The sequence below is a fragment of the Photobacterium sp. DA100 genome (genome assembly GCF_029223585.1).
Lineage (GTDB): Bacteria > Pseudomonadota > Gammaproteobacteria > Enterobacterales > Vibrionaceae > Photobacterium.
The window spans coordinates 342,840-369,039 of sequence record NZ_CP119424.1 but is presented as its reverse complement, the minus strand read 5'-3'; the positions used below and the strand labels follow the sequence as shown (position 1 = coordinate 369,039).

General features: G+C 49.9%; 24 protein-coding genes and 1 pseudogene. 10 read left to right on the top strand and 15 right to left on the bottom strand.

The window, feature by feature from the left end; all coding sequences use genetic code 11:
• Positions 1 to 145 precede the first annotated feature (145 nt).
• Together PTW35_RS19365 and PTW35_RS19360 are read left to right on the top strand one after the other, a co-directional pair.
• A complete protein-coding gene (locus PTW35_RS19365; protein ID WP_281028569.1) occupies positions 146 to 1,117 on the top strand; it encodes a LysR family transcriptional regulator in 972 nt (323 codons plus the stop codon).
• Positions 1,068 to 1,988, top strand: coding sequence for an alpha/beta hydrolase (locus tag PTW35_RS19360; protein WP_281028568.1), 921 nt, complete (start codon positions 1,068 to 1,070; stop codon positions 1,986 to 1,988). Before PTW35_RS19365 ends, PTW35_RS19360 begins: the two co-directional genes overlap by 50 nt.
• Positions 1,989 to 2,073: 85 nt before the next feature.
• Here PTW35_RS19360 and tnpA read toward each other — a convergent pair whose 3' ends face one another.
• The 8 genes from tnpA to PTW35_RS19320 form a co-directional block, all read right to left on the bottom strand.
• Complete coding sequence (tnpA, locus tag PTW35_RS19355; protein ID WP_039460255.1) at positions 2,074 to 2,508, bottom strand: IS200/IS605 family transposase; 435 nt, start codon at positions 2,506 to 2,508, stop codon at positions 2,074 to 2,076.
• Between the two features lie 168 nt (positions 2,509 to 2,676).
• Positions 2,677 to 3,198, bottom strand: coding sequence for a DUF2058 domain-containing protein (locus PTW35_RS19350; RefSeq protein WP_281028567.1), 522 nt, complete (start codon positions 3,196 to 3,198; stop codon positions 2,677 to 2,679).
• Positions 3,199 to 3,342: 144 nt separating this feature from the next.
• A complete protein-coding gene (locus PTW35_RS19345; protein ID WP_281028566.1) occupies positions 3,343 to 4,830 on the bottom strand; it encodes an LruC domain-containing protein in 1,488 nt (495 codons plus the stop codon).
• Positions 4,827 to 5,207 carry a hypothetical protein gene (locus PTW35_RS19340; protein WP_281028565.1) on the bottom strand — a complete coding sequence of 127 codons (381 nt, stop codon included), beginning with the start codon at positions 5,205 to 5,207 and terminating at the stop codon, positions 4,827 to 4,829. The genes PTW35_RS19345 and PTW35_RS19340 overlap by 4 nt, the downstream gene beginning before the upstream one ends.
• A 241-nt stretch (positions 5,208 to 5,448) precedes the next feature.
• Complete coding sequence (gene astB, locus PTW35_RS19335) at positions 5,449 to 6,783, bottom strand: N-succinylarginine dihydrolase (RefSeq protein ID WP_281028564.1); 1,335 nt, start codon at positions 6,781 to 6,783, stop codon at positions 5,449 to 5,451.
• Positions 6,784 to 7,071: 288 nt separating this feature from the next.
• Entirely contained in the window at positions 7,072 to 7,458 is a 387-nt protein-coding gene (locus PTW35_RS19330; RefSeq protein WP_281028563.1) for a hypothetical protein, read from the bottom strand.
• Between the two features lie 151 nt (positions 7,459 to 7,609).
• Positions 7,610 to 8,533, bottom strand: a complete 924-nt coding sequence (locus PTW35_RS19325) for a cation diffusion facilitator family transporter (RefSeq protein ID WP_044621455.1) — start codon at positions 8,531 to 8,533, stop codon at positions 7,610 to 7,612.
• A gap of 145 nt (positions 8,534 to 8,678) precedes the next feature.
• Positions 8,679 to 9,260, bottom strand: coding sequence for a DNA-3-methyladenine glycosylase I (locus PTW35_RS19320; protein ID WP_281028562.1), 582 nt, complete (start codon positions 9,258 to 9,260; stop codon positions 8,679 to 8,681).
• Between the two features lie 360 nt (positions 9,261 to 9,620).
• Here PTW35_RS19320 and PTW35_RS19315 point away from each other — a divergent pair, with 360 nt between their 5' ends.
• A complete protein-coding gene (locus PTW35_RS19315) occupies positions 9,621 to 9,902 on the top strand; it encodes a hypothetical protein (protein ID WP_039461888.1) in 282 nt (93 codons plus the stop codon).
• A gap of 136 nt (positions 9,903 to 10,038) precedes the next feature.
• Here PTW35_RS19315 and PTW35_RS19310 read toward each other — a convergent pair whose 3' ends face one another.
• Positions 10,039 to 10,362 carry a hypothetical protein gene (locus PTW35_RS19310; protein WP_044621457.1) on the bottom strand — a complete coding sequence of 108 codons (324 nt, stop codon included), beginning with the start codon at positions 10,360 to 10,362 and terminating at the stop codon, positions 10,039 to 10,041.
• A gap of 89 nt (positions 10,363 to 10,451) precedes the next feature.
• Between PTW35_RS19310 and PTW35_RS19305 the strand changes: the two genes are divergently transcribed.
• Positions 10,452 to 11,105: an HD domain-containing protein gene (locus PTW35_RS19305; RefSeq protein ID WP_281028561.1), complete on the top strand. Its 654-nt coding sequence runs from the start codon at positions 10,452 to 10,454 to the stop codon at positions 11,103 to 11,105.
• A gap of 57 nt (positions 11,106 to 11,162) precedes the next feature.
• Here the strand turns inward: PTW35_RS19305 and PTW35_RS19300 are convergent, their stop codons facing one another.
• The 4 genes from PTW35_RS19300 to PTW35_RS19285 all read right to left on the bottom strand — a co-directional run bounded on the left by PTW35_RS19300 (position 11,163) and on the right by PTW35_RS19285 (position 16,070).
• The gene (locus tag PTW35_RS19300) at positions 11,163 to 12,350 is read right to left on the bottom strand and encodes a cystathionine beta-lyase (RefSeq protein ID WP_044621458.1); all 1,188 of its coding nucleotides are present in this window, start codon (positions 12,348 to 12,350) and stop codon (positions 11,163 to 11,165) included.
• A gap of 159 nt (positions 12,351 to 12,509) precedes the next feature.
• Positions 12,510 to 13,394 carry a protein translocase subunit SecF gene (secF, locus tag PTW35_RS19295; RefSeq protein WP_281028560.1) on the bottom strand — a complete coding sequence of 295 codons (885 nt, stop codon included), beginning with the start codon at positions 13,392 to 13,394 and terminating at the stop codon, positions 12,510 to 12,512.
• A gap of 13 nt (positions 13,395 to 13,407) precedes the next feature.
• On the bottom strand, positions 13,408 to 15,228 hold the full coding sequence (gene secD, locus PTW35_RS19290; protein ID WP_281028559.1) for a protein translocase subunit SecD: 1,821 nt from the start codon (positions 15,226 to 15,228) through the stop codon (positions 13,408 to 13,410).
• A 200-nt stretch (positions 15,229 to 15,428) separates the two neighbouring features.
• Positions 15,429 to 16,070, bottom strand: a complete 642-nt coding sequence (locus PTW35_RS19285) for a hypothetical protein (protein ID WP_146149083.1) — start codon at positions 16,068 to 16,070, stop codon at positions 15,429 to 15,431.
• Between the two features lie 311 nt (positions 16,071 to 16,381).
• Here PTW35_RS19285 and PTW35_RS19280 point away from each other — a divergent pair, with 311 nt between their 5' ends.
• The 5 genes and pseudogenes from PTW35_RS19280 to PTW35_RS19260 all read left to right on the top strand — a co-directional run.
• A complete protein-coding gene (locus tag PTW35_RS19280; protein WP_044621461.1) occupies positions 16,382 to 17,254 on the top strand; it encodes an NAD(P)-dependent oxidoreductase in 873 nt (290 codons plus the stop codon).
• 301 nt (positions 17,255 to 17,555) lie between these two features.
• Positions 17,556 to 18,998 carry a xanthine dehydrogenase small subunit gene (xdhA, locus tag PTW35_RS19275; RefSeq protein WP_281028558.1) on the top strand — a complete coding sequence of 481 codons (1,443 nt, stop codon included), beginning with the start codon at positions 17,556 to 17,558 and terminating at the stop codon, positions 18,996 to 18,998.
• Positions 18,991 to 21,390, top strand: a complete 2,400-nt coding sequence (gene xdhB, locus PTW35_RS19270) for a xanthine dehydrogenase molybdopterin binding subunit (RefSeq protein WP_281028557.1) — start codon at positions 18,991 to 18,993, stop codon at positions 21,388 to 21,390. The genes xdhA and xdhB overlap by 8 nt, the downstream gene beginning before the upstream one ends.
• 55 nt (positions 21,391 to 21,445) lie before the next feature.
• Positions 21,446 to 22,246: a xanthine dehydrogenase accessory protein XdhC gene (gene xdhC / locus PTW35_RS19265; RefSeq protein ID WP_281028556.1), complete on the top strand. Its 801-nt coding sequence runs from the start codon at positions 21,446 to 21,448 to the stop codon at positions 22,244 to 22,246.
• A pseudogene (locus tag PTW35_RS19260) lies at positions 22,243 to 23,520 on the top strand (nucleobase:cation symporter-2 family protein); the annotation flags it as partial. The gene xdhC and the pseudogene PTW35_RS19260, both read left to right, overlap by 4 nt.
• A gap of 152 nt (positions 23,521 to 23,672) precedes the next feature.
• On the opposite strand, the gene PTW35_RS19255 reads toward PTW35_RS19260, so the two are convergent.
• Positions 23,673 to 24,155: a hypothetical protein gene (locus PTW35_RS19255; protein WP_281028555.1), complete on the bottom strand. Its 483-nt coding sequence runs from the start codon at positions 24,153 to 24,155 to the stop codon at positions 23,673 to 23,675.
• Positions 24,156 to 24,513: 358 nt separating this feature from the next.
• On the opposite strand from PTW35_RS19255, the gene PTW35_RS19250 reads away from it, so the two are divergent.
• Complete coding sequence (locus PTW35_RS19250) at positions 24,514 to 24,726, top strand: hypothetical protein (protein ID WP_044621466.1); 213 nt, start codon at positions 24,514 to 24,516, stop codon at positions 24,724 to 24,726.
• 88 nt (positions 24,727 to 24,814) lie between these two features.
• Here PTW35_RS19250 and PTW35_RS19245 read toward each other — a convergent pair whose 3' ends face one another.
• The gene (locus tag PTW35_RS19245) at positions 24,815 to 26,023 is read right to left on the bottom strand and encodes a NupC/NupG family nucleoside CNT transporter (RefSeq protein ID WP_039461861.1); all 1,209 of its coding nucleotides are present in this window, start codon (positions 26,021 to 26,023) and stop codon (positions 24,815 to 24,817) included.
• Between the last annotated feature and the right edge of the window lie 177 nt (positions 26,024 to 26,200).

Below are 26,200 nucleotides of genomic sequence, written 5' to 3'. Positions count from 1 at the left end.
AGATTCCCCCCAAACAATTACTCACATTGATGCAAATCACATTTGCGAATATGGGACGTCATTTGGCGATATAACTATGCTGTCATCATTTTTTGGCACTTTTTTGCTATAACTATATGGGGGTAAATGGATTTTGGGGGTGCACATGCTGGACAAGGTTGTCTTCTTTCTTCATGTTGTAAGAACCGGTTCGATCAGCGAAGCGGCCAAGCACAACAACATCTCTCCTTCCGCCGCCAGCCGCTGGTTGAATGAACTGGAAGAGAAAATGGGGGTGAGTTTACTCAAGCGCACAACACGGAAAATCACCCCTACCCAAGCTGGGCAACGGCTATTCGACAGATTCAGCCTATTGCACACCCAGATAGATGATGTCTTCAACGAAGTCCAAAACATGAGCAGTGAAGACAGAGGGACCATCAAAATTGCCAGTACGCCGCTCTTTGCCAAGCACTACCTCAGCCAAATCATCGGCGAATACCTCCAGCTTCACCCTTCGATAAACTTTGTCGTCCTGGAAACGGCCTTCGAGGTTGATCATGTCCACGATGTCGACTTTGCCATTCGCGCCAATGCCACCTACCGCGGGTTTCAGGACAAAGACAGCCTGCTGGTCAAGCGGTCGCTGCTAAGGGAGCCCCTCATGGCATGCTGCTCGCCGGACTATATAGAAAAAAACGGCAAGCCGGTTGTCCCCGATGATCTCAAACATCACCGCTGCCTGTATGCCAGCACGCTGGTTGGTGGCAACCGGTGGATCTTCGAACTAGACGGGGAGTATTCAACGGTGGAGATCGCCCAAACGGTTGAAGCCGATGATAGCGAGATCCTCAAAAATATCGCGATTAACGGTGGTGGGATCGCCTACTTACCGATCAGTTTGATCTCCCAAGAGCTCACCCGACAGACCTTGCAGCCGGTTTTGGAGAATTACGTCAGCAGCCAATTTGAGCTCAACCTCTATTTCAAACCACGAAAGTATATGCCAGCTCGCTGCGCCAATTTCAAGGATTACCTGATTGAGCGAGTCCCCGAAATTAAACGGCTAAAACAACAAGGAAGCTCTCATGGCCGACATGCCAACAAACCTTCAGGTATGGCTAAAATCATTCAATGATGCGCTTGCAGAGGCTAAACAACTTGGCATACCGCCAACCCCAGAAATGGCTAGGCTGGGACTAGCAACCATTACCCACCAATTTGTTACAACGATGGTGGATATCAGCCGAGTAATTGATACCCATATCCACGGCACGTCAATTCCATGCCGAATTTACCACCCATCGCCAGAGCATGAGTTGCCGATACTGCTTTTTTTCCATGGTGGCGGCCATATGTGTGGCAGCATTGAGGTCTATGATCCAATTAGCCGCCGTCTCGCCCACCATAGCCAGCACATTGTTGTGACGGTTGATTATCGGCTCGCACCCGAACACCCCTACCCCAAAGGTCTGGTAGACTGCATCATGGGCCTGGAAGAAATGATTAACACGCTAAAGCCCTTACCTATCGCCTTTGAGCCAATTATTTCTCTGGCAGGCGATTCAGCAGGGGGGGCATTGGCTGCAACGCTGGCCCAACGCAATCCTGATAGCGTAGACAAATTGGTCTTGATATACCCTAGCCTCGACTACACCTTTTCCTGCGAGTCATTAATTGACTACCGTGAAGGCTTTATCTTGGAAACCGCTAAAATACAATGGTATTTCGACCAATATTTCCAGCTTGGTGAAAACCGCCATGAAGCTTCGCCACTGTTTGGGGCGTTACCCAGTAACCACCCTGCAACCACACTCATAACGGCCGGATTTGACCCGATACAAGACGAGGGAAAGCGGTATTTCGAACGCTTGCAGATACTAGGGGTAGAAAGTACCCATCACCATTTCGACGACATGACACACGCGTTCCTAAACTTGGAGGATCTGGTCTCAGAGCATTGCGCAGCGACTTACCGGCATATCTCTGACTTCCTTAACCCACAATGATGATTGTGAGGAAACAGCTAAAAGTAAAAGATCCACCTTCTAAAGAAGGTGGCTTTGCATGAGCCCCCTCGAAGGGGGCCTTTGTTTAGTTCAGCGCTAACTCTCCCTGTTCTTGACGCTCTTTCTTCTCTTGATGCCTTACATATCGCCGGATTATTTCTTCATTAATTCCAACGCTATCGACAAAATAGCCTCTTTGCCAAAAGTGATTTCCCCAAAGCTTATTCTTTCTCAAATACGGAAACTTACTGAATAACTTCAAGGCTATTTTGCCTTTCAATACCCCCATCAACTTGGATATTGATAACTTTGGCGGAACCTTTACGACAAGGTGTACATGGTCAACTTGTACATTCAACTCAATGACCTCACATCCAAGTTGATTACAATAGACCTGGATACACCGATAAACCTCTTTACCCACATTGTTCTTCAAAATCCTGAAGCGGTACTTGGGCGTCCATACGATGTGATATTGACATCGCCAAAATACGTGGGAAGCTTGGTTATATCTACTCATGTTATTTGTCCTCTTTGACTTCGCGAAAAATCAAGAGAGCATTTAGCATGAGTAGTACTTCAGGCAAAGCCTCGCTGGATGATAACCACCTACTGAAGTAGGTGGTTTAGGGCTGAAAACAAAAAGCCCAGCAATGCTGGGCTTTATCAATCACTAAGAATCAAACCGTTACCACATCAGATCATCTGGGATCTGGAAATCTGCGTATGGATCATCTTCATCAACTTCCTGCTCAGACACAGTATTGTTGACAATAATCGTCTCTTCATCACGCTGGCTAATCTTGTCTGCAACCACGCCAGGGATCACGGCATAGCTCTCAAGGTAACGGGCAATCGCTAAACGACCACTCACCAGTTGGTCTTGTGTCGGCTTATCGACATAAATCTTCTTAACCAAAGTACCGTCGGTAAAGTTATAACCGATATCGCCATCAGCCAATTCGAGTTTGTTCATTTCGATCAACTGCTTGACCTGAGAAGCGATGGCTTTCTTGTTCGCCTCATCCTGCTTCTGGCGGTTCAGCTCTTTATCCTGCTCCAACTGGGCTGCTTTGTTGGCTTCAACAGCCGCTTTGGCTTCATTACGCAGAGTACGGGATTTTTTGGACTGCTTGCCCGCTTTCTTCAGTTTTTTCTTGTCAATAAGACCAGCTTTTAGCATCTGCTCTTGAAGGGATAGTTTCGCCATTTCGACTCCGTCACGGGCAATCTTAGTTAAACAGGTAAACCAGCAGGCCAAGTTAAACCCTTAGCCTATTGATTGTGCCATATTATCCCTGCGCAATGAGTTTAAGGTCAAGTCATTGGACAATTTCCACCATAAAAGCGTATTTTAATCCCATTTCCAAAAGGCCTTGCCGATCTGCTTGATTTTGTCTTGTGCCGGAGCGGTATACCAGGCGTCCTCTTGCTCGCCATTACTGGTAACAAACTCTAGGAAAGTCGTGTATACGCCGCCCAAATCCTCCCGCTCGAGGGGCGGCTCCCAATCTTCAGGAATAATAATGGCAAATGGGTAACCCTGCTCGTTCTTGAAACCACCAATGGCTTCTGCGTTATTCACAGAACTGCCTAACCGAGAAGCATACTCGGGTAAGTGAATTTCATAACCGGTGTTTTGTACATACAAGTAAGGGTCATAAGGTGGTAAAGAGATGCTTGAAATCTCGATAGGGGTATCAAAATCAAAGGCAACACTAAACTTATGGCCTTTTATCAAGTCGATATCGATTTCTGTATTGGCAAATTCCGAGCTGGGGCTCCTCATTAACGACTTCGTCCCCTGCAGCAGGCGCTTGTCAAAACTTCCCGTAAGGGAAAATGTTTGCGGGTAGCCACTTTCTTGTTCGGCAGAGTCCGGCTTGAATAGGTTCAGGGTACCAGTGCCCGATGCGGCATCCGGCAAGCCAATGTGCAAATGCCAATCGTGGGTATAACCAGATCCCCTCGCAATCATATAACCATAAACAATCAATGAGGTCACTTGCTGCCCTGTCATCCCATAACCCACGCGATAGCCCACGACCAAATCATTGAAATCATAGTCGCTCTTAACCGGGTAATTATCCTCATAGGCTGCCACGTAATACTCCACGGAAGAAGGGTAATACACCCACGAATCCGTCTCACTGCCTATTTGATTCTGGGTGATCACCAAAGGCGCCTCATCTTGTCCAGGGGCTTCTTCAGAAAGGGTTGCCGCATCTGTTTGACTCAGCAAAGCAAGATCTTCAGGCCCTGCCGTAAAATCATAAAAGGCTTCAGGGTCACCCAAAGAAGTATTGGTTTCCAGAAAGGTAATCTCCACCACTACTGACGTGGCATTCTCCAGCGAGACGTTAACAGGAATCGTCAGTACCGCGTCAAACGACGTCCCCTCCCATCCAGTATTCGACGTCAGGGAAGAGGAGCCCGTTCTGCCAATCAGGGTATAAAAAAGAGTCCGATCCGTTTGCCCGGCTTTCGCCAACAAGCTTTGAGTCGGGGTGGAAAAATCAGTAAAGGTAAAGGTATTCCCGTCAGAAACGACCGTCAAAGTAACTGACTCAACGGCGACACCTTGGCTTGAGGCTTTCTCTGTGCCGTTTGCTGCTTCATTGACATCAACCGCCAATACCAAGCTATTATTGTTCTCAGCCCGCAAGTTTTCCAAGGTTGCAGCCGTCGGGTTATTTTGCGGTATCTGTGCTTTAAACAAATCAATACTACCACTTCCCTGAGTCGAAACGGTATCTTTGAGCAAGATGGATTGCTCGGCGGCCATCGCTTGAGACAGCATCGATATCGCCCCTGCAAAATACATCAATAGTGCTTTTTTCATAGCGTGCTCTCCCCTGTGACAGCTTTGTCACCCGCAAAGTCGCTGAACAAGTCATACCTAACCGCCTGTTCCTTAATCGGCACAGAAATCGGAAAAGCGAACAGATCTTGCTTGTCAATTTGGCCCAGGTACAAGGTATTGCCGGAAGAGAGGTAAACTTTGAGGTAAAGCCGGTTGCCGGAGAATTCAAAGTCTGCAGGGTTTATTTCAAATAAATAAGTTTCAAACTGCTGAAATCTAGCATCCGTAGGCACTGTATTTTCACCAAGCAGTGTTGTGGTTGGCTTTTCTTGCTGGGATTGAGACGAAGTGCCGTCATCCCCACCTCCGCATCCTGCGAGAACCAACAAAACCAATAAGTGATAACAATACTTCATCTCGTTTACCCCATATCATCAACAGGGCAACTCAACCATGTTTCATGCCAACTCTATTTTTGCTCTATATCAGTAACTTAAAAACCATTAAAACCATTTCTCTTGCAAGTTAACTCATTTGCTGCAAAAGAAGATGCAAAATGGATATTCCTGATAGATAAAATTTTTCAAAACAATGTGTAAGAGTTTGCAGGAGACGGGCTGTAAAAAGCAGCACAAAAATGTGCTGCTTCATTACGCATTATTGCTGGAAAGGATAGACCGAGCCCAAGCCAAGGATTTGGCTTAGCTCGTCAAGGGCCGTGCGTGATTCGACCAGCAGAGAAGGATCTGCCAAGTCAGCCTCAACCAACCGATCGCGATAGTGCGCCTCCACCCATTGGCAAAGCCGGCCGTACACCGCATCGGACATCAGGGTGCTTGGGTTCACCGCCGCCAACTCCGGTTGAGTCAATACAACACGTAACCTCAAGCAGGCAGGTCCACCGCCGTTCGCCATGCTCTGCTTCAAGTCGAACACTTTGATATCGTTAATGCCCTGCTTATCGGACAAAAGTTGCTCCAGGTAGGCCCAAACTCGCGGATTGTTGCGACACTCTTCAGGTAAAATCAGTACATTTTTGCCGTCAGGCATAGTGACAAGCTGGGAGTTGAACAAATAACTGGTGACGGCATCTTCAATCGAAACGCTCTTAGTAGGGACCTCGATAATGCGCATATCACCCGACAATTTAAGCTTGAGCTCATCATACACAGCCGGCTGGTCCAAAAATGCCTGCTCATGACAGAACAACACATTACGGTTACCGACGGCAATCACATCATTGTGGAACACCCCCTGGTCTATCACCTCTGGGTTCTGCTGAGCAATCACCACCTTGTCACTATCCAGTTGGTGCAATCTTGTTACCGCTTCACAGGCTTCAAAGGTATGGCGGGCGGGATACGTTGTCGGCTTGGGAAAACGACCGTCGAAGGCATGGCGACCGAAGACGAAGAACTCTACCCCCGGTTGGGCATAATCATGACAAAAGCGGGTATGGTTGGCCGCCCCCTCGTCACCGAAATGCTCGACACTCGGCAGGGCCGGATGATGAACAAAATAGTTATCGTCAGCAAAAGTCGCTTTCAGGATCCGGCCTGTTACTTCATGCTCGATTGATCGGTGGAACTTATTGATTAGGTTCGCTGGTGTAAAATGGACTTTCCCGTCCATGGTGTCAGCCGAAGGCGAAACCGTTGCCGCATTGGCCGTCCACATACTTGAAGCGGAGCAGCAAGCAGCAAGCACTTTCGGTGCCTGTCTCGCCGCCTCGGCCAATACGCTTTGATCGCTGCCGTTAAAGCCTAAACGGCGTAATGTGGCAATATCAGGCCTCTCCTGCGGTGCAAGTATCCCCTGTACCAACCCCATATCGGACAGGGCCTTCATCTTGGCCAGTCCCTGCAGGGCAGCCTGCTTAGGGTTCGAGGGGGTCGCTTGGTTCTTCGCCGAAGCGACATTACCGAAAGACAGCCCGCTGTAATTGTGAGTAGGGCCAACTAGGCCATCGAAATTTGCTTCAACTGCGCTCATAGACATTCCATGTTTGATTACCACAGCCAAACAATAACAAAACCACCACATTTATAACAAGCTCAACACAAAGTGCTAGTCAGGACTGCCAAAAAGATAGAAATGGCTCCTTACGGCATGGCTATGCAAACACAGGGAGGTCCTGGCTGCGGGAACTTTCCTGAAATAAAGGCGTCATATCCGCGTTCTCTAAGATCATGAACATATTTACGCGCTTTAGACTCAAAAAAAGCCGGCTTTAAACCAGCGGCCTTTTGATTAAAATGTGCGCTGGATCATAAAATATGTCTAATTATCCCACTCAACAACGTGTCCAGAGTCATAGACACCGTCACTGTATGCCGGAGAGAAGTTGATGAAGATATTTTCCTTCGCCACAGGCAAAACATCAGCCAAAGTATTGGCAATCACTTCCAGCATATTGGCAATTTGATCTTCGGTATTGAAACTGGGGGCAACGAGATGAACCAGCAAAGGGTGAGTGCTATCCGGCTGGCAGTCGACCACTTTTCCGTTGTGGGCATAGTGATGGGGAGAAAGGTAGTCCCAGGTCGCCATAACATGTTTTAAATCGATATCGCTGGTTTCTGATACCGCTTTGGAAAGCACACCTAAAGTAGAGGGAATGTTCACTTCCTGGGCAAAAGGCAAAGACTTAATTCTGATTAACGGCATAGCGCTTCTCCTTTAAGACCATAGCGAGCAGCAAAATCGCTGCTCGCTAATTTGACCGAGGTCACATTAAAGAAGATAGCCAAGTGCGTTGTTGCTAGAGCTTCTCAATATTGAGAATTAGCACTTTTTTATCTATCCGTTGAGTGCCCAATTAATCACAACTCTTATCTTCACAGCACGGATTGATCACCCGTTCGGCACAAGTGTATGGCTCAATGTGGATAATGACATCAACCAGCTCATCAATCTGAGACAATATGTGCGACTTGAATTTTTCACTGACGGTATGGGCATCTTCCACTCGCATATCTGGGTGCACTAACATATGGAAGTCCAGCAAAATTGTACTACCAGTGCGTCGGCTGCGGATAGCATGCACTTCTTTGATCTGAGGTACTTCGCTGGCATAGCCTTGGATCTTAGCCTCAATACCATCATCTCCCTGTGCCTCGGTCAGCTCCAAGATAGCAGGCCACAGAATTTCAAACGCCGCTTTGAGGATCATCGCCGTTACGATGAGTGCCGCAACTTGATCGAGGTAATGCAAATCAGGAAAAACATAATTCGCCACAACAGCGACGGCGACAGGCAGAGAACTCAGCGCATCGGTCCGGTGGTGCCAGGCATTGGCATGGAGAGAGCGGCTATTGATTTTCTTGGCTTGAATAACTGTCCAGCGGTACAGTAACTCTTTGACGACAATTGAGGCGATCGCCGCCCAGAAAGCCAGCATACCCGGGGTCGCATTGGCTTCATGCCCCAGTGCAGACAACGAATCCCAGCCGATACCAATACCAACGACTAGCAGCAAAATACCGATAAAGATATTGGTAAAAGTTTCGAACCGACCATGGCCATAAGGATGGCCTTCATCGGCAGGAGCTGTCCAGTAACGCGATCCAATCAAAATGGCGGTATCTGTGATCAAATCAGAAAAGCTGTGCACGCCATCGGCAACCAACGCCTGGCTGCCTGTAATTTTACCTACTGTGATCTTCAAAACCGCCAAACTGACATTGACGATTGATCCAATCCACGTTGCACGGTGAATTATTTTTACCGGATTTTCAGCCATTATCCCAACTTCTTACAAGGTTAAATTACCCAAGCCACCTCACACAGCCAGGATAAACGAAAGTGGCATATAATACGCGTCCTCTGACAGACAAACCAGTTTCTCTTCCCTATTACTGCAATAGGCTAAAGCTATCGATGCCGAATCATTCCTGCTCTTTGATAACTTGTTGGTGGCAATGGCAGGAGACTAAATGGTCGTTAACCATGCCAACGGCTTGCATAAAGGCATAGCAGGTCGTTTCCCCAACAAATTTGAACCCTCTCTTTTTGAGAAAACGACTCATTTTCTTTGAAGTATCGGTAGAGGTGGGAATATCGTCAATTGACTGCCAGTGATTGATCACTGGCTGGTGATCGACAAATTGCCATAATGCGTCAGCCAAGGATCCGTACTCGTTAATTAGTGCTTGTGTAGCACGTGCATTATTAAATACCGAGCTAATTTTCCCTCTGTGCTTAATAACGTCGTAGGTGGAAATAATTTTTTCCACGTGATCTTCATCAAAATTTGCCAGCTTAGACAAATCGTACTCCTCAAAAGCCAGCCTGTAAGCGTCACGTCTTTTGAGTATGGTGTACCAGCTGAGTCCCGCCTGGGCTCCTTCAAGGGTTAGAAACTCAAACAAGTATCTATCTGATTTATTTACTCTTCCCCACTCTCGATCATGGTATTCCCGCTCGATAGGCTGCTTCATCGCCCAATCGCACACACCCGTCTCCATCACCCCTCCTTATCTATGGCCCTTACTCTGTGACATAATATGCTGTGATAATCCTGAATTTTATTCAGAAAAAGAATTTTACAATAGACTTATATTTATAACACTCTTCATCACATTCATCTTCTTGATAATATTCCCGCAAGGAATTAATCTGGGGTTGTTTATTGACAAGCTTATCGATTACTTGGGATTAAAGTGACAGGACAAGTTAATTTGATTTTTGGATATGCATACGAGTTTCAATTTTTTGCAATGTACGTCACATAACCCTAGATAAGACATGTAAATCAAATTGAAAAATAACAACTTCATTCCATAATGGGAAAATCAATACGCAGTTATTGGTTAGGGAAAAGGACTTTTATGAGAAACATCGCCGATTTTATCGAGCAACTAGAAAAAGGGAATGACCCGTTTAACGTTTGGGTATATTCCAGTAAAGGTCAATACAGTCAATTCAGCAAGCAAGGTAACAAAATTTCAACACCGTCTCTGCAGCGGGCGTTGAACAAACACCTCCAAGTTGTGGTGGAAATGAATAATGAATCAAATGAAGATGCATTTTTATTGCTGCCAGAAGTCCATGCTGTTGTACCGGTTTCGTTCCGTGACGGACAAGTACAATCACTGACTAGACCAAACTAAATAAGACATAACATTTTGTGACGAACGATTAATAACGATACATGGCTAGGTAAATCTGAAACACAAAATGATAATGACTTAACCAAAAACAGACCTTCGCGGTCTGTTTTTTTATGTGGACGGGGTCTGTGGCACGCTAATTGGCATGGATAAACGATGTCGGCATCAGTACCCGCGTGCCCGACTGACAGGCTTGATTACCGTCATCCCAGCCCTGATTGAATTTCGTATCGCTTCCATCTAAGGTTTCATCTTTACCAAAGACCTTACCGTAATTCCCCGTCACGCCAAGCGCACTGTCACACCCTTGGTTATAGCCATAATGGTAGATACTGTCATAAGGCACATCGTATACAAAGTCATCAGGAAAAAGCTGGTAGCTTTCCAGCTCTGAGCTTGAACAACCAAGTATTGTCACTGGGAGTATGACAATAGCAGCCCAATACCCTGTCTTTTTCATAACTTCCCCTTTAGTATGGCGTTTACTAAATAGTAGCCAAAACCTGCGCACACCGGTGCTCAAGAAAGATAATTAAAGAAGAGTCCTGCATGACCTCCAGCCAATACCTGAAATTAGAACAAGTTCTCGAAAGCTATATCCGCTCTCTCGAAACTGCTGACCTGGCCCATGACTTAAGCCACATCAAGCGGGTTGTCGCCGCAGCCAAGCAATTAGGCGTACAGGAGAAAGCCAACCTGGACGTTATCATTCCGGCAGCCTGGCTCCATGACTGTGTATCTCTGCCCAAGGATCACCCTAAGCGAAGCCAAGCATCAAAAATGGCGGGCAAAAAAGCTGTGGCGCTCCTGCGAAGCCTCCAATACCCAGAACACTATTTCAGTGCCATCGCCCATGCAATAGAAGCCCACAGCTTCAGCGCCAATATCACACCTGAAACTTTAGAGGCAAAAATAGTGCAGGACGCCGATCGCATTGACGCGCTCGGTGCTATCGGCATTGCACGGTGCATCCAGGTCAGTACCGGTTTCAATTCCGCGCTTTACGCAACTGACGATCCGTTTGCCGAGCACCGAGAACTCAATGACAAGGCCTATTGCATTGATCACTTCCACACCAAGCTATTCAAACTATCAGCCACGATGAATACCCAAGCAGGCAGGCAGGAAGCCGAGCGGCGGACAGAATATATGAAAGGGTTTCTCCGCCAGCTGGGCCATGAAATTGGCGAGGCCGGACAATAACCGCAAACGAAAAAGGCCAGCATTGCTGGCCTTGTCATTGGATTCGCGTTGCCGCGATTATTGATTCAATACCGCGTTAAAACGCTCGAAACCGCGCTCCAAATCAGCAATCAGATCGTCCGGAGATTCCAGGCCAACATGCAGTCGCAGTAGCGGCCCGGCGAAGTCCTTCTTGGCGACCGTACGCAGCGAGTTGATGTTTTCATTGGCAAGGATCAAACTCTCGAAGCCCCCCCAGGAGTACCCCATGCTAAAGTGCTCCATGCCATCTAGCAGCGCTGTCAGTGCCTCGGTATTCCCGCGGTTTAACACAACAGAAAACAAACCATTGCAGCCTTTGAAATCACGCTTGTAAAACTCGTGGCCCTCGCAACTTTCAAATGCCGGGTGACGGACATGGTCAACTTCTTCACGTCCCGCCAGCCACTGCGCGACTTTGATGCTGTTTTGCTCATGCTGTTTCAGGCGAACCCCTAGGGTACGAAGACCCCGCATCGCCAGGTAGACATCGTCCGGAGAGGTGCACTGACCGAGCAGGTAGCTGTTTTCACGCAGTTGATCCCAACAACGCTCATTAGCTACTGCGGTTCCCAGCATGACATCGGAATGGCCGACAATGTACTTGGTTGCCGCTTGAATCGAGATATCCACGCCGTGTTCAAATGGTTGGAAATTAATCGGAGAGGCCCAGGTATTATCCAGCATCACGACCAAATCATGCTCATGGGCAATGCGTGCCAAGGTCGGAACATCTTGGACCTCCATGGTAATCGAGCACGGTGACTCGAGGAAAAGTACCGTGGTATTGGGTTTGATCAGATCACGGATCCCTTCACCAATCAGTGGATCGTAATAGGTGGTTTCCACTCCCATCTTATCAAGCATTTTGTCACAAAAATCACGGGTCGGCTCATAGACACCATCAACCATCAAAATATGATCGCCCGCTTTTACAAACGACAGAATTGCGCTGGTGATTGCTGCGGTCCCGCACGGATAGAGTGCACAACCGACACCACCTTCCAACTCGACCATGGCATCTTGAAATGCAAAGTGGGTATTGGTACCTCGTCGGCCATAGAATAGGGTTTTGTTGGTACGGTGAGCCGCTGCGTGCTTCATCTGCTCAACCGATTCGAACACAATGGTCGATGCCCGGCTAACTGGCGGGTTGACCAGTGACTGTGTCCATTGCTCAGAGCGTCCTGCGGTAACGATCTTGGTCTCTAGTGATTTTTTTCCCATCTCGCGTCTTTTCCTTTCAATCTTGGCGCTAGTCTCCATTCATTTGACGTTACCATAGTTCCAGCTTGTTGGATACAAGTGGCTTGCCAGGAAATAAGCAACAGAAATGACAGTAAAAAAGGGCCCGAAGGCCCTTGTCGAATATTCAATGACGGCTTGTTACGGCTCTTGTGAAACCGGCTCCAGCTTGTAGTGTGACGCATTGAGTTTAAACAACTCTGGCAGCGCGGTGCCGACCGAGACCGAAGACCAGGTGCCCGTCAAAATACCGATGAACATCGCAATGGCAAACCCTTCCAGCGCCCCACCTCCCAATAGCCACAGAGAGCCGACAGTCAGCAGTGTCGTACCCGACGTGATCATGGTGCGGGAAATCGTCGCCGCTATCGCTTCGTTATTGATGTCTTCAATCGGCTTGTCCGGTTTTGACATCAACAACTCTCGGATACGGTCGGCAATGATAATCGAGTCATTTAACGAGTAACCCAAAATAGCCAAAACAGCGGCCAGCACCGTCAGGTTGAACTCCATCTGGGTCAGGGCGAAGAAGCCCAGGACGAAAATAACGTCATGCGCCAGGGCAAACACCGAACCCGACGCCAGGCGCCACTCGAAGCGATAACTCAGGTAGCCAAGGATACACAGTATTGCAATCAGCAGAGCCAGGCCGCCCTGCTCCGCCAACTCTTGCCCAACCTGCGGGCCGACAATACTGGTATTTAGCACCTGAAGCTGCGCATCAAGACTGTGCATTGCGGCGGAAACATCCGGCGCTTCGCCTTGCTCGGGAATGGCATAACGCAAGACCCAGCGTCCCGGCTCGCCGGCCGCGATGACACTGACATCCTGACCCAGCTCGGTATCAAGCTGCTGGTTGATTTCGTGGCTGGTTAGCGCACTGTTCGTTTGGATTTCCGTGACGATACCACCGGTGAAATCCAACCCCCAGTTCAGGCCTTTAACCGAAATAGCGACCAAAGAGCCAATCAGCAAAATAATCGAGACGACACTCGTGAAGTGGCGCCATTTTGTTGCATTTTTCATAGTAATCAACATATTAAATTCGCACCTCACGTCGAGCATCACGACCCCACACCAGATTAATAATGGCGCGGGAAGCAAAAATACCGGTAAACATACTGGTCAACAGGCCGAGCCCCAGAGTCAGGGCAAAGCCTTGAATCGGGCCATTACCGATGGCGTATAGCACAACGGCAGTGATCATCGTGGTGAAGTTGGCATCGAAAATAGTGCTAAAAGCACTGCTGAAACCACGGTCTATGGCCTGGGCCAGGCTACGGCCCTCCCTGAGCTTGTCGCGAATACGCTCGAAAATAAGTACGTTGGTATCAACCGCCATACCGACGGTCAGCACCAGACCAGCGATACCCGGCAACGTCAACACGGCTCCGGGGATCATGGCAAGCAGACCAAACAGCATCACCATATTGAAGATCAGCGCAACATTCGCTACCCAGCCCAGGCGTCGGTACCACAGTGCCATGAAAATCAAGGTCAGGCCCATGCCCAGTGCCAGTGCCGCAAAACCATTCTCAATATTCTCCGCCCCTAGAGTTGGGCCGATAGTTCGCTCTTCAACAATGGTAACAGGAGCAGTCAGCGAGCCGGCACGCAGCAGCAATGCCAATTGCTGAGCGTCCTGGATAGAGCCTGCACCGGTGATACGGAAGCGGTTACCCAGTTGGCTCTGGATGGTCGCGACACTGATGATCTTGCTTTCCTGTACCGCATTGCCCTCGCTATCGCGGCTGTATTCACTGAACGCGGTCGCCATTGGCTTGCCGATGTTCTGACGCGAAAAGTCAGACATGATCTTGCCGCCAGCGCTGTCGAGGTTGATGTTCACCTCGGCCATACCCATTTCGCCAAAGCTGGCACGGGCATCGACGATATGATCACCGCTCAGGATTGGCTTGCGTGCTACGCGTACCGGATTGCCGTGTTCATCATTGATTGTCATCGTACTGCCGCTGCCCAGTTCACGGACCGGGTAGAAAGCCAAGCTGGCGGTCGCACCGATAACACTTTTTGCCGCAGCCGGGTCTTGAACCCCCGGCAGCTCAATGCGGATACGGTTTTCCCCCTGACGCTGAACCAAGGCTTCAGTGATCCCCAACTCTTCAATACGGCTACGCATCGTTTGCAAGTTTTGCTGAACAGTTAGGTTTCTGAGCTGAGTTTGCTCATCAGCTTTCAAGGCGAGTCTCACACCATGGCCCGACTCGTTGGTCACTTGCCATTGAGGGTAGTTTTGGCGGATGAACTGACGAACTTTGCCATTGGCCTCACTGTTTGGAAGGCGCACAAGCAAGGTATCCGAAGCGACCGATTCGATGCGGGTATTACGGATCCCCTGCTGGCGGAACTCCTGGCGCAGCTCATCTTGCAACAATTCAGCCTGGGCCTGGTAGACTTGGTTCATATCCACATCTAGCAAGAACTGCACGCCGCCGCGAAGGTCGAGGCCGAGCTTGATCGGCGCAAAGCCCATGCTCTGCAACCATACCGGAGCAGCCGGTGTCATAGCCAAGGTCAGCTGCGAATCGCTGTTAGGCCCCATTGCCTCGGCCAGCACAGTACGGGCAGCTGTCTGCTGAGATTCATCGGCAAGCACCACCAAGGTGTTATCGGATTGCTGGTCGATACGCTTAACCGCAATGTCATGCTGCTTCAAGGTGTGTTGCAGTTGAACAACATCAGGTACCGGCACTCCTTTGGCCGAAACCTCTACGGCAGCATCTTCGCCGTACCAGGTCGGAATAGCGCTTAGCATCATCACAACCAATGTGACAATTAGGACAACATACTTCCAAGCGGGGTAATGGTTGATTAACCGCTGAGGGGCTTTTTTTCTCATATTCTATACCACTGGTTTGCTTGCCCATCTCATTGAAATGAGCAGCGCCTGTTTTCCGAAAATTGGATAACAGTATCAATTACCGCCCCTGCCCATTCTCACAGCAATACTCAGCAATTAAGCACTGGCATTGATGGAGTGCTAACAGGCAAGGTTCAACATTCCTGGCCACTAACAGGCCAGATTAGATCGATGGCGGACTACGCCATTGGCAAGCGATGGTGGTAAACGGTATAGATGAGGTTGGACTCCTTCCAACCGGAAATCCGGCCCGAAGGAGGAGTGGTATTCAGCATCCAATCCAAAGACGGCAGCATGTCGACCTGGTAGCCCTTAACAAAACTGGGGACCGGCTCGACAGGCAGTTCAATAGCCAGTTGATAGGCCGGCTCAATCTCTTCTGGGTCGTGACGAAGCAAGTTGGCAAATCGGCTGGATGCCGCGATTGCAAGATCTAAACTACGGCTGTGATTGGAGTGCTGGTTGTCATTGGAATGGGAATGACCGAAATTATGTCCTGCCTCAGTCAAATCACCCTGATCCATCTTAAATAAAGCAGAGAGATCAGTTTGAGAAACCTTTGAGGGCGAGGACTGGAGCTGTGCAGACTGAGGCCCGTCGAGCAGGCTTTCTAATCCGCTAGCAGCATCGGAAAGCAGCGATGGAGTTTGCTCATCGGGCTGCTGCAAACGGATACCGTGGGCGGTGGCAAAAAAACGGTCAAAAGATGCCGATTGCGCCAACTGCTTAGAAAACGCCATTGGCAGATAGTCACTGGACGTACTATCGACACCATGGCCCACACTATGATCCTGTGCTGGAGTATAGCTTGATACAGGCATGGCTGAGCCTGCATGGCTAGGCCATACAAATCCCAAACATACTATCAGCATCAAAGTTCTCAGCACAGAAGCCAGCATAAATCAGCCATTATCAGAATAACTTTGCGCATAATAGGGCTACCGCTAGTGAACCACAAGAAAAGATTGCGCTTGCCCACATTTTTTTAGTTATTTTTTGACAGCCCCAATTGTGCTATATCTCGTGGTTATTCAATAATATTCTGTTCTTTCATCGAGATACAGACGTTACAATACAACACTGTTCATCATCACCGTTACGGTACAACGGTCATCATAAGGGAAGCAAATTCATGACATCACACAAAATCGCATTTATTGGACTGGGCACCATGGGCTTCCCGATGGCTGGACACCTTGCCAATGCTGGCCACCATGTAACCGTTTTTAACCGCACCACTGCCAAGGCCGAAAAATGGGTTGAAACCTACGCCGGCAGCTATGCATTAACACCTGCAGCCGCGGCCGAAGGGGCCGATTTTGTCTTTACCTGCGTCGGCAACGATGATGATTTACGCCAAGTATATTGTGGCGAAGATGGCATCCTGGCTTCAGCAAAGCCTGGCGCCATTCTTATCGACAACACGACCGCCTCTGCTGAGGTCGCCAAAGAAATTGCCGAGCAGGCCCAAGGTTGCCAGCTCAGCTTCCTTGATGCACCGGTTTCCGGGGGAGAGGCCGGTGCCGTAAATGGCTGCCTGACGGTGATGGTGGGCGGGGATAGCAAGGTGTTTGAACTAGCCAAGCCGGTAATAGACTGTTTTGCCAAAGCCGCAACCCTGATGGGCGGGGTTGGCTATGGTCAAATCACCAAGATGGCTAACCAACTCTGTATTGCAGGGATTCTGCAGGGCCTATCCGAGGCTATTACCTTGGCGAAAGCAGCAGGACTGGATATCGCCCAGATGACCGAAGTCCTCAAGCATGGTGCGGCCGGGTCATGGCAGCTTGAAAACCGCGCTCAAACCATGGCTGAAGATAAATTTGACTTCGGCTTTGCCATCGACTGGATGCGAAAAGATCTGGGCATTTGCTTTGACGCTGCCGAGAAACTCGGTATTGATCTCCCCCTTGCCAAGCAAGTCGACCAAGAGTATGCCGAACTACAACAGCGTGGCTTCAACCGCGCGGATACTTCGGTGCTTATCAAACAATTTGATAAGTAAATGGCCCGTTTGGGTAGCGCATCTTGCTGTTGCCACCCGATAAGTCACAGCAGGACTGATTGACCTTAAAGGAGCCTACGGGGAGAATACTCATGTCAATGACCTCCTCGTACGCTCCTTCCGGTAGCCTAGTACCCCATTTAAGCCACTAGCAAAAATTCACCCCGCCATCCCTCTCAACAACGCTCTGGCCGCCACTTAGAACAAACCAAGATCCTCGATAAGATCTTCTCCCTTTTGCACAAGCCCCTGCCATACTTATACAAATCTCCTTTCATCTTCATCTAATTAAGGAGTCGCCTTGATCACGTTCTTACTCAATCAGGAGTTGCGCGAGGAAAAGCTGTTATCGCCAAATATGACAGTGCTCAATTACCTACGCACTTGTGTCAACAGAACCGGCACCAAGGAAGGCTGCGGATCGGGCAATTGCGGAACCTGCACCGTAGTACTGGCCGAGTTAACCGGTGATGACCAGTTGCTCTACCGTGCCGTCAACGCCTGCACGGTATTTGTCTCGGCGCTGCATGGCAAGCAGTTGATCACCGTCGAAGCGTTAAAAGACCAGGACGGAGCCCTCCACCCCGTCCAGCAGGCACTGGTAGATTGCCATGGCTCACAATGCGGTTTTTGCACGCCTGGAATCGTCATGTCAGTGTTTTCACTTATCAAGAACACTTCCCAGCCAAGCCGCCAGCAGGCTATCGAGGCGCTATCGGGCAACCTTTGCCGCTGCACTGGGTACCAACCCATCCTCAATGCCGCCCTGTCGCTGGCGCAAAGCCAAACGATCAAGGATCAATTTAGCGAGCAGGAGCAATCCACTATCGCCAAGCTCACCAGCCTCCGCCATGAGCCGGGTTATCTGTCGGTCGAGAGCCTAACCTGCGATATTCCCTCGACAACCGATGCACTGGCCAAACTACTGGAGGACAAACCGCAGGCCCGACTCATTGCCGGTAGCACCGATATGGCAATGGAAGTGACCCAGCAACATAACAAGATTGATGCCCTTATCGACATCAGCCACGTATCAGAGATGAAAACCATCAGTGAAGATGACGATAGGCTGATCATCGGCGCCAACGTACCGCTCAGCGACTGCCGTGATCGCCTTAAACAATACTACCCGGACTTCGGCGATCTGCTCGGTCGCTTTGCCTCACAGCAGATCCGCAACCAGGCAACCCTTGGCGGCAATATCGCCACCGCTTCACCGATCGGTGACACCTTACCGCTGTTAATAGCCCTCAATGCCTGCCTCAACCTGCGTCAGGGCAGCACGACTCGTCACCTCCCAATTGAACAAGCTTTTACTGGATATCGGCAAACCGCTCTGCAGCCTTCCGAGTTTATCGAAAGTATTAGCATACCCAAGCCAGGGGATTTGATTTTCCATTGCTACAAGGTCTCAAAGCGCCTCAACGACGACATTTCAACTGTCTGTGCCGGCTTCAATATCGGCATTGCCAATGGGGTGGTCACCTCCGCGCGGATCGCATACGGCGGCATGGCCGAGATACCCAAGCGAGCGGCACACTGCGAACAGCACCTGCTGGGCAGCCCGTGGGACAAAAGCACCATCGAAGACGCGATGCTCGCCCTGGACTCAGATTTCACGCCTTTATCGGATTGCAGGGCCAGCGCGCGCTATCGTCGCCAGATAGCCGCCAACCTGCTTTACCGATTTTTCATCGAACAGCAAAACGGTCAAATCGACACTAGGGTGACCACTTATGGCTAATCAAAACCGTCCTGCCAACACCGATGTATCGAAAGCAGGGTCTGACTTACACTCGGGGATTGGCCATAGCCTCCAACACGAAAGTGCCAGGAAACATGCCACCGGCGAAGCCGTCTTTGTTGATGACCGCCTCGACCTGCAGGATCAGCTCCACCTCTATGCCCGGCTGAGCCCCCACGCCCACGCTAGGATCGCCGCACTGGATGTCCGCCCGTGCTATGAGTTCGACGGCGTTGCACTCGCGGTCACCAGCAAGGATATTCCAGGCGAAATAGATATCGGTACCATCTTTCCCGGAGACCCGCTGCTTGCCGACGCCGTGGTGGAATACATCGGCCAGCCAGTGCTGATCGTGGCCGCCGATGCGCCGGAAACCGCCTACCGGGCCGCACAGGCGGCTATCATCGAATATGAGGAATTACCGGCTACACTCGGCATCAAGCAAGCGCTGGAAAAAAAGCAATTAGTCTGCGACAAACGTTGGCAACGCAGGGGCGACGCCAAGGCCGCCCTCGCCAGGGCCCGCCATAAAATCGAGGGGGAAATCAATATTGGAGGCCAAGAACACTTCTATATGGAACCCCAGGCCAGCCAAGCCGTGCCGACAGAAGACGGCGGCATGACCGTCTATGCGTCGACCCAAAACCCGACTGATGTCCAGCGACAAGTCGCCAAGGTCCTCGGCACCCAGATGTGCAATGTCGTGGTCGATACCCGCCGCATTGGCGGTGGCTTTGGCGGGAAAGAAACCCAGGCCGCAGGACCGGCCTGTATGGCGGCGGTTGTCGCCCACCTCACCGGGCGTCCGGCCAAAATCTGCCTCTACCGCCAAGAAGATATGCTGATGACCGGCAAGCGCCACCCCTTCTACAACCGCTACACTGTCGGCTTTGACGACAGCGGCGTCATAGAGGGAATAGAACTTACCCTAGCCAGCAACTGCGGCTATTCACCCGATCTCTCGGCCGCCATCATGGACCGGGCCATGTTCCACAGTGACAATGCCTATTACCTTGGTGATGTCAGTATTGATGGATATTGCTGCCGGACCAATATTGCTTCCAATACCGCCTGCCGTGGCTTCGGGGCGCCTCAGGCGATGGTGACCATAGAAACAATCATGGACCAAATCGCCAGCTACCTCGGCAAAGATCCGCTGGAAGTTCGCAAGCGTAATTTCTATCACGACGATAACGGACGCAACACGACCCACTACTATCAACCCGTCCGGCATAACCTTCTGCATACTGTCACCGAGCAACTCGAAACCAGCAGCAACTATCATGCTCGCCGTCAGGCTATCACGCAGTTCAACCGGAACAGTCCGATCCTGAAGAAAGGACTGGCAATCACTCCGATAAAATTTGGTATCTCCTTCACCGCCTCTTTCCTCAACCAAGCCGGTGCCCTGATCCACCTCTATACGGACGGCAGTATTCACCTCAACCACGGCGGCACCGAAATGGGACAGGGGCTAAATACTAAAATCGCCCAAGTGGTGGCCGAGGAATTCCAGGTCGATATCGCCCAGATCCAAATCAGTGCCACCCGAACCGACAAGGTCCCCAACACCTCGGCGACAGCTGCCTCTTCCGGTGCCGACTTAAATGGCAAAGCGGCGCAAAATGCCGCCAGAACCCTCAAGCAGCGACTGATCACCTTCGCGAGCGAGCACTTCCACACACAGGAACAGAAAATTGCCTTTCGCAACGGTTCCGTCCATATCGGAGAAAACGTTCTATCATTCAGAGACCTTATCGAGCTGGCTTACCTCAACCAGATCGCACTATCAAGTACGGGATTCTACCGCACTCCGAAAGTCCATTACGACGAAAGCCAAGCTCGCGGCCGCCCCTTCTTCTACTACGTCTTCGGCGCGGCCTGCAGCGAAGTCATTATCGATACCCTGACGGGCGAGTACAAAGTCCTGAGGGTCGATATCTGCCATGATGTCGGCTCATCCTTGAACCCGGCTATCGATCGAGGACAGGTCGAAGGCGGTTTTATCCAGGGGATGGGATGGTTAACGACCGAGGAGCTCATCTGGGACGACAAAGGCAAGCTGATAACGGATGGCCCATCCAACTACAAGATCCCGACAATTGCCGATACCCCTATCGACTTTCGCGTCAACCTTCTGGAAAACAACCACAACCCAGAGCAAACCATCTTTCACTCCAAGGCCGTCGGAGAGCCCCCGTTCATGCTAGCAATTTCAGTAGTAGGGGCACTAAAACACGCTATTTCATCGACGTCGGAGAAGGGTACGGTTCCCGAACTTGACACACCAGTCACCCCGGAACGGGTGCTGAGGGCGCTCAGCCGCCTCCAAGAAAACAACCAGAGTCCAACACTAGCGAATATCGCCAGCCCGACAAAGAGCTCCCAATAGTGCGGCGGAGGACAGGTGAAAACAAAAGTGCGCAGCAAACCAGCAGGTTGTTTCTATGAGTGGCGATAACTGGATCCATGAACTGGCCCGCCTTGATGAACTGGGTGAACCCTGCGTGATGGTCACCATGCTGGATGAGCAAGGCTCGGTGCCGCGCACTGCCGGAACAAAAATGCTGGTGACCCGCGATGAAGTCTTTGCCACTATCGGAGGCGGCCACCTGGAGTATAAAGCCGTTGAGATAGCCCGAGAGATGCTGCTTGCCGGAAATTCCCAGCTGAAGACCGAACGCTTCCCCCTCAGCGCTCGGCTCGGCCAGTGCTGCGGGGGAATAGCCACGCTTTGCTTCGAGCCCATTGTACAGCACCACTACCATCTCGCGCTGTTCGGTGCCGGCCACGTCGCAAAAGCGGTCGTGAATACCCTCTCCTCACTGCCCTTTGAGATCAGTTGGATCGACCAGCGCGAGTCAATCTTTCCGGCTCAACTTCCATCCAGGGTTACAAAGATCATCAGTGATGACCCGGTCGCGGAAGTCAGGGCGCTCCCTGCCGGCAGCTATTATCTGGTGATGACCCACAGCCACCAGCTTGATCTCATGCTGGCACAAGCCATTCTCCGACGCCCTGATGCTGCTTATTTTGGCTTGATAGGCTCTGCCACCAAATGCAAAAGGTTCTGCTACCAGCTAAGCCAGCGAGGCTTTAGCCAACATGACATCAACCGGATGATCTGTCCTGTCGGGCTGAGTGAAGTTGGGGGGAAACATCCGGCAGAGATTGCAATATCCATTGCCGCCCAGCTCATTGCCAACTACCAGGCCGACCAACCCCACCAGATAAACAAGCAAGAATGAAATTACTCTATACCCTCAACCAGCGCCCCCCTCTGGGGCTGTCGCTGATACTGGCTATCCAGCACCTGCTGGCCTCTATCGGCGGAATTGTGACCGTACCACTGGTCGTCGGCACCGCCATCGGACTCCCCTCGGCGGAAGTGGTTGCCCTGATCAATGCTTCGCTGTTTGTTTCTGGCGTCGCGACCATTGTCCAGTGCATCGGTATTGGTCCTGTCGGGATCCGCTTACCGGTTGTTATGGGGTCTAGTTTTGCCTTTCTGGGGGTTGCCATTGCCATCGGCAAGGAAGAAGGGATCGCCAGCATTATGGGCGCAGCACTTGTCGGATCGCTGCTGGTCATTGCCTCCAGCTTTTATATGGACAAAATTCGTCGGCTCTTTCCATCGGTGGTAAGCGGCGTAGTGGTCACTCTCATCGGGCTAACCATCTTGCCTGTTGCTATCAAATGGATAAGCGGTACTGCAGAGGGCAGCGCTGAGTTTGCCTCCTTGAGCAAGCTGCTATTGGCGGCTCTCTCGCTGGCCATTGTGGTTTTGGTTACTGTCTTCGGAAGGGGAAGTTTGGCCGCTGCCGCCATTTTCTTCGGACTTGCTGGCGGCTACCTGCTTGCTCTTGGGCTGGGAATGGTCGAACTGCACCACGTCACACTGGCCCCTTGGTTCGGCCGGCCAGTTCCCCTGAAGTACGGCCTGCATTTTTCATGGGGCGCAATCTTAAGCATGAGTCTGGTATACATCGTTGTGATTGCGGAAGCCACCGGTGACTTCATTGCGCTAGGCCGAAACTGCCACACGGAAATCTCTGGTGACGATCTCAAACGCGGCTTACTCGGGGACGGCCTTGGCAGCAGCCTTGCCGCCTTACTCACCGCCATGCCTCTCGCCTCTTTTAGCCAAAATGTCGGGATTGTCAGTATTACCGGCGTTGCCAGCCGGTTTGTCGTGGCAATGACTGGCGGACTGCTAATCCTCTCCAGCCTTTTCCCCAAATTTGCCGCCCTTGCAGTCACCATTCCCAAACCAGTGATTGGCGGTGTTGGCTTGGTGATGTTTGGGATGATCGCGTATACCGGGATCCGAATCCTAAGCAAAGCCCAAGACACCAAACGCAATGCACTGATAGTCTGTATTGGCCTGGCCTCGGGTTTGGCCGTTATCTTTGAGCCGCGGCTGCTGCACCAGTTACCCGATGAACTGGCAACGTTTTTTCACTCAGGCATTGCCACCGGCACTATCGTCACGGTCATATTGAATGCGGTTTTACCGCAATCCGATACGGAAGGGTGATTTGCACACGAGGCAATTAATTCCACGAAAACATCACAAAAATATCAAATTAACCGAAACAGGCAATACTATTGAAATGAAAAAGGGATAAGAGCAGACACCCCATTATCCCCTTAAGGTATTAATATAATATCAACTTATAGCTTGATATCCACTGCAAGATAAAACGAATCGAGCTGTGACATATTTCGGTCTTTCCAATCATCCCAGGTATCAATGACACGATACCCCATTTCCATGCTGTACTTATCGTTAATTTGATATTGCACACCGGTTTGAGCACCGAGGCTCCAATCATTACCCGCATCCTTGAATACGGCATAACCCGCACTACCACCAATAAACCAGTTCCACTTTTGATTGTCTGAAATACTTACCAAATAATCATACGAAGCAAATATATTTGAATCCTTGGAGTCCGTCGCATAAGCATAAGTACCTGTCAATCGATGCTTCTCGTTAATAACCGTACCCACACGCAGGTTAGGTTCAAACTGATGGCCTCCGTTGTACATCACACCATCACTTACCCCCACCCCCACAAAAGTCTCATATTCAGCGGCGGAAACAGCGCCAGACAGCAAGACTGCAGATGCCATGATTAGACCTAATGATTTCATTGCGTACCTCTTTAGTAAAAAACAGTGTTCAAAATGTAATTACAAGGTACGAGCAAAAAGCCATTAATCATAGTAAAAAGTGTTTAATTCACATTAATTCAAACATAATCAAAATAACAAAAAAAATCTAATAAACCCGAATTAAGGCATCATTGCTAGACAACCATAGTAAAAAACCATGAACCGAAAACATCTCAAACATTTTAGATGAAGAATTATTCACAACTTAAATATGCTTAATATTTTTATAATTGTTGCTAGATTCACATTTCGACTTCTTTCTGCTTTTCATAAAGAATTAATGAAGTAAATTATTTCCATATTGAACCAAAGGATATCAAATAATCATGAGATAAAAATGATTAGAACTTATGCCCGCTTGTCGAAAGATCGACCTTTCATCCATGTAATTAATGTAACTGTGACGATTCTGGTATTTGTTTTCTGCTGTTACCAACTGTTAGCGAATGAACGCATTACTTTTAGCCTAGGCTTTATCTACGTTGCCTTCATGGTCACCCTGTTCAGCAAAGCTTTCGCTTACCGTCAAAAGTACTTATGCCATGAATAACTATCAAACAACGCAAGTTGTAATACCCCATACAACAAAGCCGCCCATTTGGGCGGCTTGGTTGGATTAGCTATGGCTGTAAGGTTAATTACAGGCTGATAAAGATACCAGCCAACGCCGCACTCATCAGGTTAGCCAGTGTCGCAGCCAGTACAGCTTTAATACCTAGGCTTGCCACATCACCGCGACGCTCAGGGGCCATCACGCCAATAGAGCCAATCTGGATAGCGATTGAACCAATGTTAGCGAAGCCACACAGAGCAAACGTGATAATCACCTGGCTATGCTGTGAAAGAGTCTCTTTAATGCTGACAAAATCCAGGAAGGCAACAAACTCGTTCAGGATCATTTTCTGACCGATGAACGCGCCAGCCTGTAGCATTTCAGAAGCAGGAACGCCGATCACAAAGGCCAACGGCGAGAATAGGTAACCAAGAACACCCTGCAGCGTCAGGCTTTCGAAACCAACCCAAGAACCTACCATTTCAAGGCCGGCATTCGCCATCGCAATCACACTGACAAAAGCAATCAGCATAGTACCGATAGCCACCGCGACTTTCATACCGTTCATGGCACCTGCAGCTAGCGCATCAATCGCATTGCTGTGATCACTTTTCGCCATTTCAATATCAGTTTGCTCAACAGCAACGCTTTGCTCTGGAACCAGCAGTTTAGCCATCATCAAGCTGCCCGGCGCAGCCATAAAGCTCGCGGCAATTAGATACTTAAGCTCAACACCAAGGCCCGCGTAACCGCCCAATACGCTACCGGCAACCGACGCCATACCACCAGTCATGACGGCGAACAGTTCTGAACGAGTCATTTGCGGTAGGAACGGTTTCACCAACAGCGGCGATTCACCCTGCGACAGGAAAATATTACCCGTGGCAACCAGTGATTCGGCACGGCTTGTACCCAGCGCACGCTGAATACCACCACCAATCACTTTGATGATCCATTGCATCACACCGAGGTAGTAAAGAAGGGAGATAAGAGCACTAATGAAGATAACAAGAGGAAGGACGCGAATAGCAAAGATAAAACCGGAAGTAGCTAGATCACCAAACAGGAACTTGATCCCTTCATCGGCAAAACCCAATACGCTAGCAACACCACTACTCATTGCCCCCAGCATCTTTTGCCCAACGGGAATATACAAGACCAAGGCAGCAAAGCTGGCCTGTAACAACAACGCCCCACCAACCGTGCGCCAGTTGATTGCTTTACGGTTTTCAGATAGCGCGTACGCGCACAATACCAGTACCAAGATACCGGCCAAACTAATTAACAACTGCATTATTTCGTCCTGTTGCTTTGACTATGTGTTGGGAAATCGAAAAATGAAGGTGTTACTGCCTGCAATACCAATGGGGACATCGCCTTCGGGGAGAAAGCTGAACAGGAAGGTCCTGAGCAAAAGAGCCCAGAAAATGTGGAATTGTCCGTCCATTTGTAAAACATACAAGTCACCTAA

Coding starts and splice junctions, on each gene's coding strand:
- PTW35_RS19365 (WP_281028569.1), top strand. CDS start 146: ATGCTGGACAAGGTTGTCTTCTTTCTTCATGTTGTAAGAACCGGTTCG.
- PTW35_RS19360 (WP_281028568.1), top strand. CDS start 1,068: ATGGCCGACATGCCAACAAACCTTCAGGTATGGCTAAAATCATTCAAT.
- tnpA (WP_039460255.1), bottom strand. CDS start 2,508: ATGAGTAGATATAACCAAGCTTCCCACGTATTTTGGCGATGTCAATAT.
- PTW35_RS19350 (WP_281028567.1), bottom strand. CDS start 3,198: ATGGCGAAACTATCCCTTCAAGAGCAGATGCTAAAAGCTGGTCTTATT.
- PTW35_RS19345 (WP_281028566.1), bottom strand. CDS start 4,830: ATGAAAAAAGCACTATTGATGTATTTTGCAGGGGCGATATCGATGCTG.
- PTW35_RS19340 (WP_281028565.1), bottom strand. CDS start 5,207: ATGAAGTATTGTTATCACTTATTGGTTTTGTTGGTTCTCGCAGGATGC.
- astB (WP_281028564.1), bottom strand. CDS start 6,783: ATGAGCGCAGTTGAAGCAAATTTCGATGGCCTAGTTGGCCCTACTCAC.
- PTW35_RS19330 (WP_281028563.1), bottom strand. CDS start 7,458: ATGCCGTTAATCAGAATTAAGTCTTTGCCTTTTGCCCAGGAAGTGAAC.
- PTW35_RS19325 (WP_044621455.1), bottom strand. CDS start 8,533: ATGGCTGAAAATCCGGTAAAAATAATTCACCGTGCAACGTGGATTGGA.
- PTW35_RS19315 (WP_039461888.1), top strand. CDS start 9,621: ATGAGAAACATCGCCGATTTTATCGAGCAACTAGAAAAAGGGAATGAC.
- PTW35_RS19310 (WP_044621457.1), bottom strand. CDS start 10,362: ATGAAAAAGACAGGGTATTGGGCTGCTATTGTCATACTCCCAGTGACA.
- PTW35_RS19305 (WP_281028561.1), top strand. CDS start 10,452: ATGACCTCCAGCCAATACCTGAAATTAGAACAAGTTCTCGAAAGCTAT.
- PTW35_RS19300 (WP_044621458.1), bottom strand. CDS start 12,350: ATGGGAAAAAAATCACTAGAGACCAAGATCGTTACCGCAGGACGCTCT.
- secF (WP_281028560.1), bottom strand. CDS start 13,394: ATGAAAAATGCAACAAAATGGCGCCACTTCACGAGTGTCGTCTCGATT.
- secD (WP_281028559.1), bottom strand. CDS start 15,228: ATGAGAAAAAAAGCCCCTCAGCGGTTAATCAACCATTACCCCGCTTGG.
- PTW35_RS19285 (WP_146149083.1), bottom strand. CDS start 16,070: ATGCCTGTATCAAGCTATACTCCAGCACAGGATCATAGTGTGGGCCAT.
- PTW35_RS19280 (WP_044621461.1), top strand. CDS start 16,382: ATGACATCACACAAAATCGCATTTATTGGACTGGGCACCATGGGCTTC.
- xdhB (WP_281028557.1), top strand. CDS start 18,991: ATGGCTAATCAAAACCGTCCTGCCAACACCGATGTATCGAAAGCAGGG.
- xdhC (WP_281028556.1), top strand. CDS start 21,446: ATGAGTGGCGATAACTGGATCCATGAACTGGCCCGCCTTGATGAACTG.
- PTW35_RS19255 (WP_281028555.1), bottom strand. CDS start 24,155: ATGAAATCATTAGGTCTAATCATGGCATCTGCAGTCTTGCTGTCTGGC.
- PTW35_RS19250 (WP_044621466.1), top strand. CDS start 24,514: ATGATTAGAACTTATGCCCGCTTGTCGAAAGATCGACCTTTCATCCAT.
- PTW35_RS19245 (WP_039461861.1), bottom strand. CDS start 26,023: ATGCAGTTGTTAATTAGTTTGGCCGGTATCTTGGTACTGGTATTGTGC.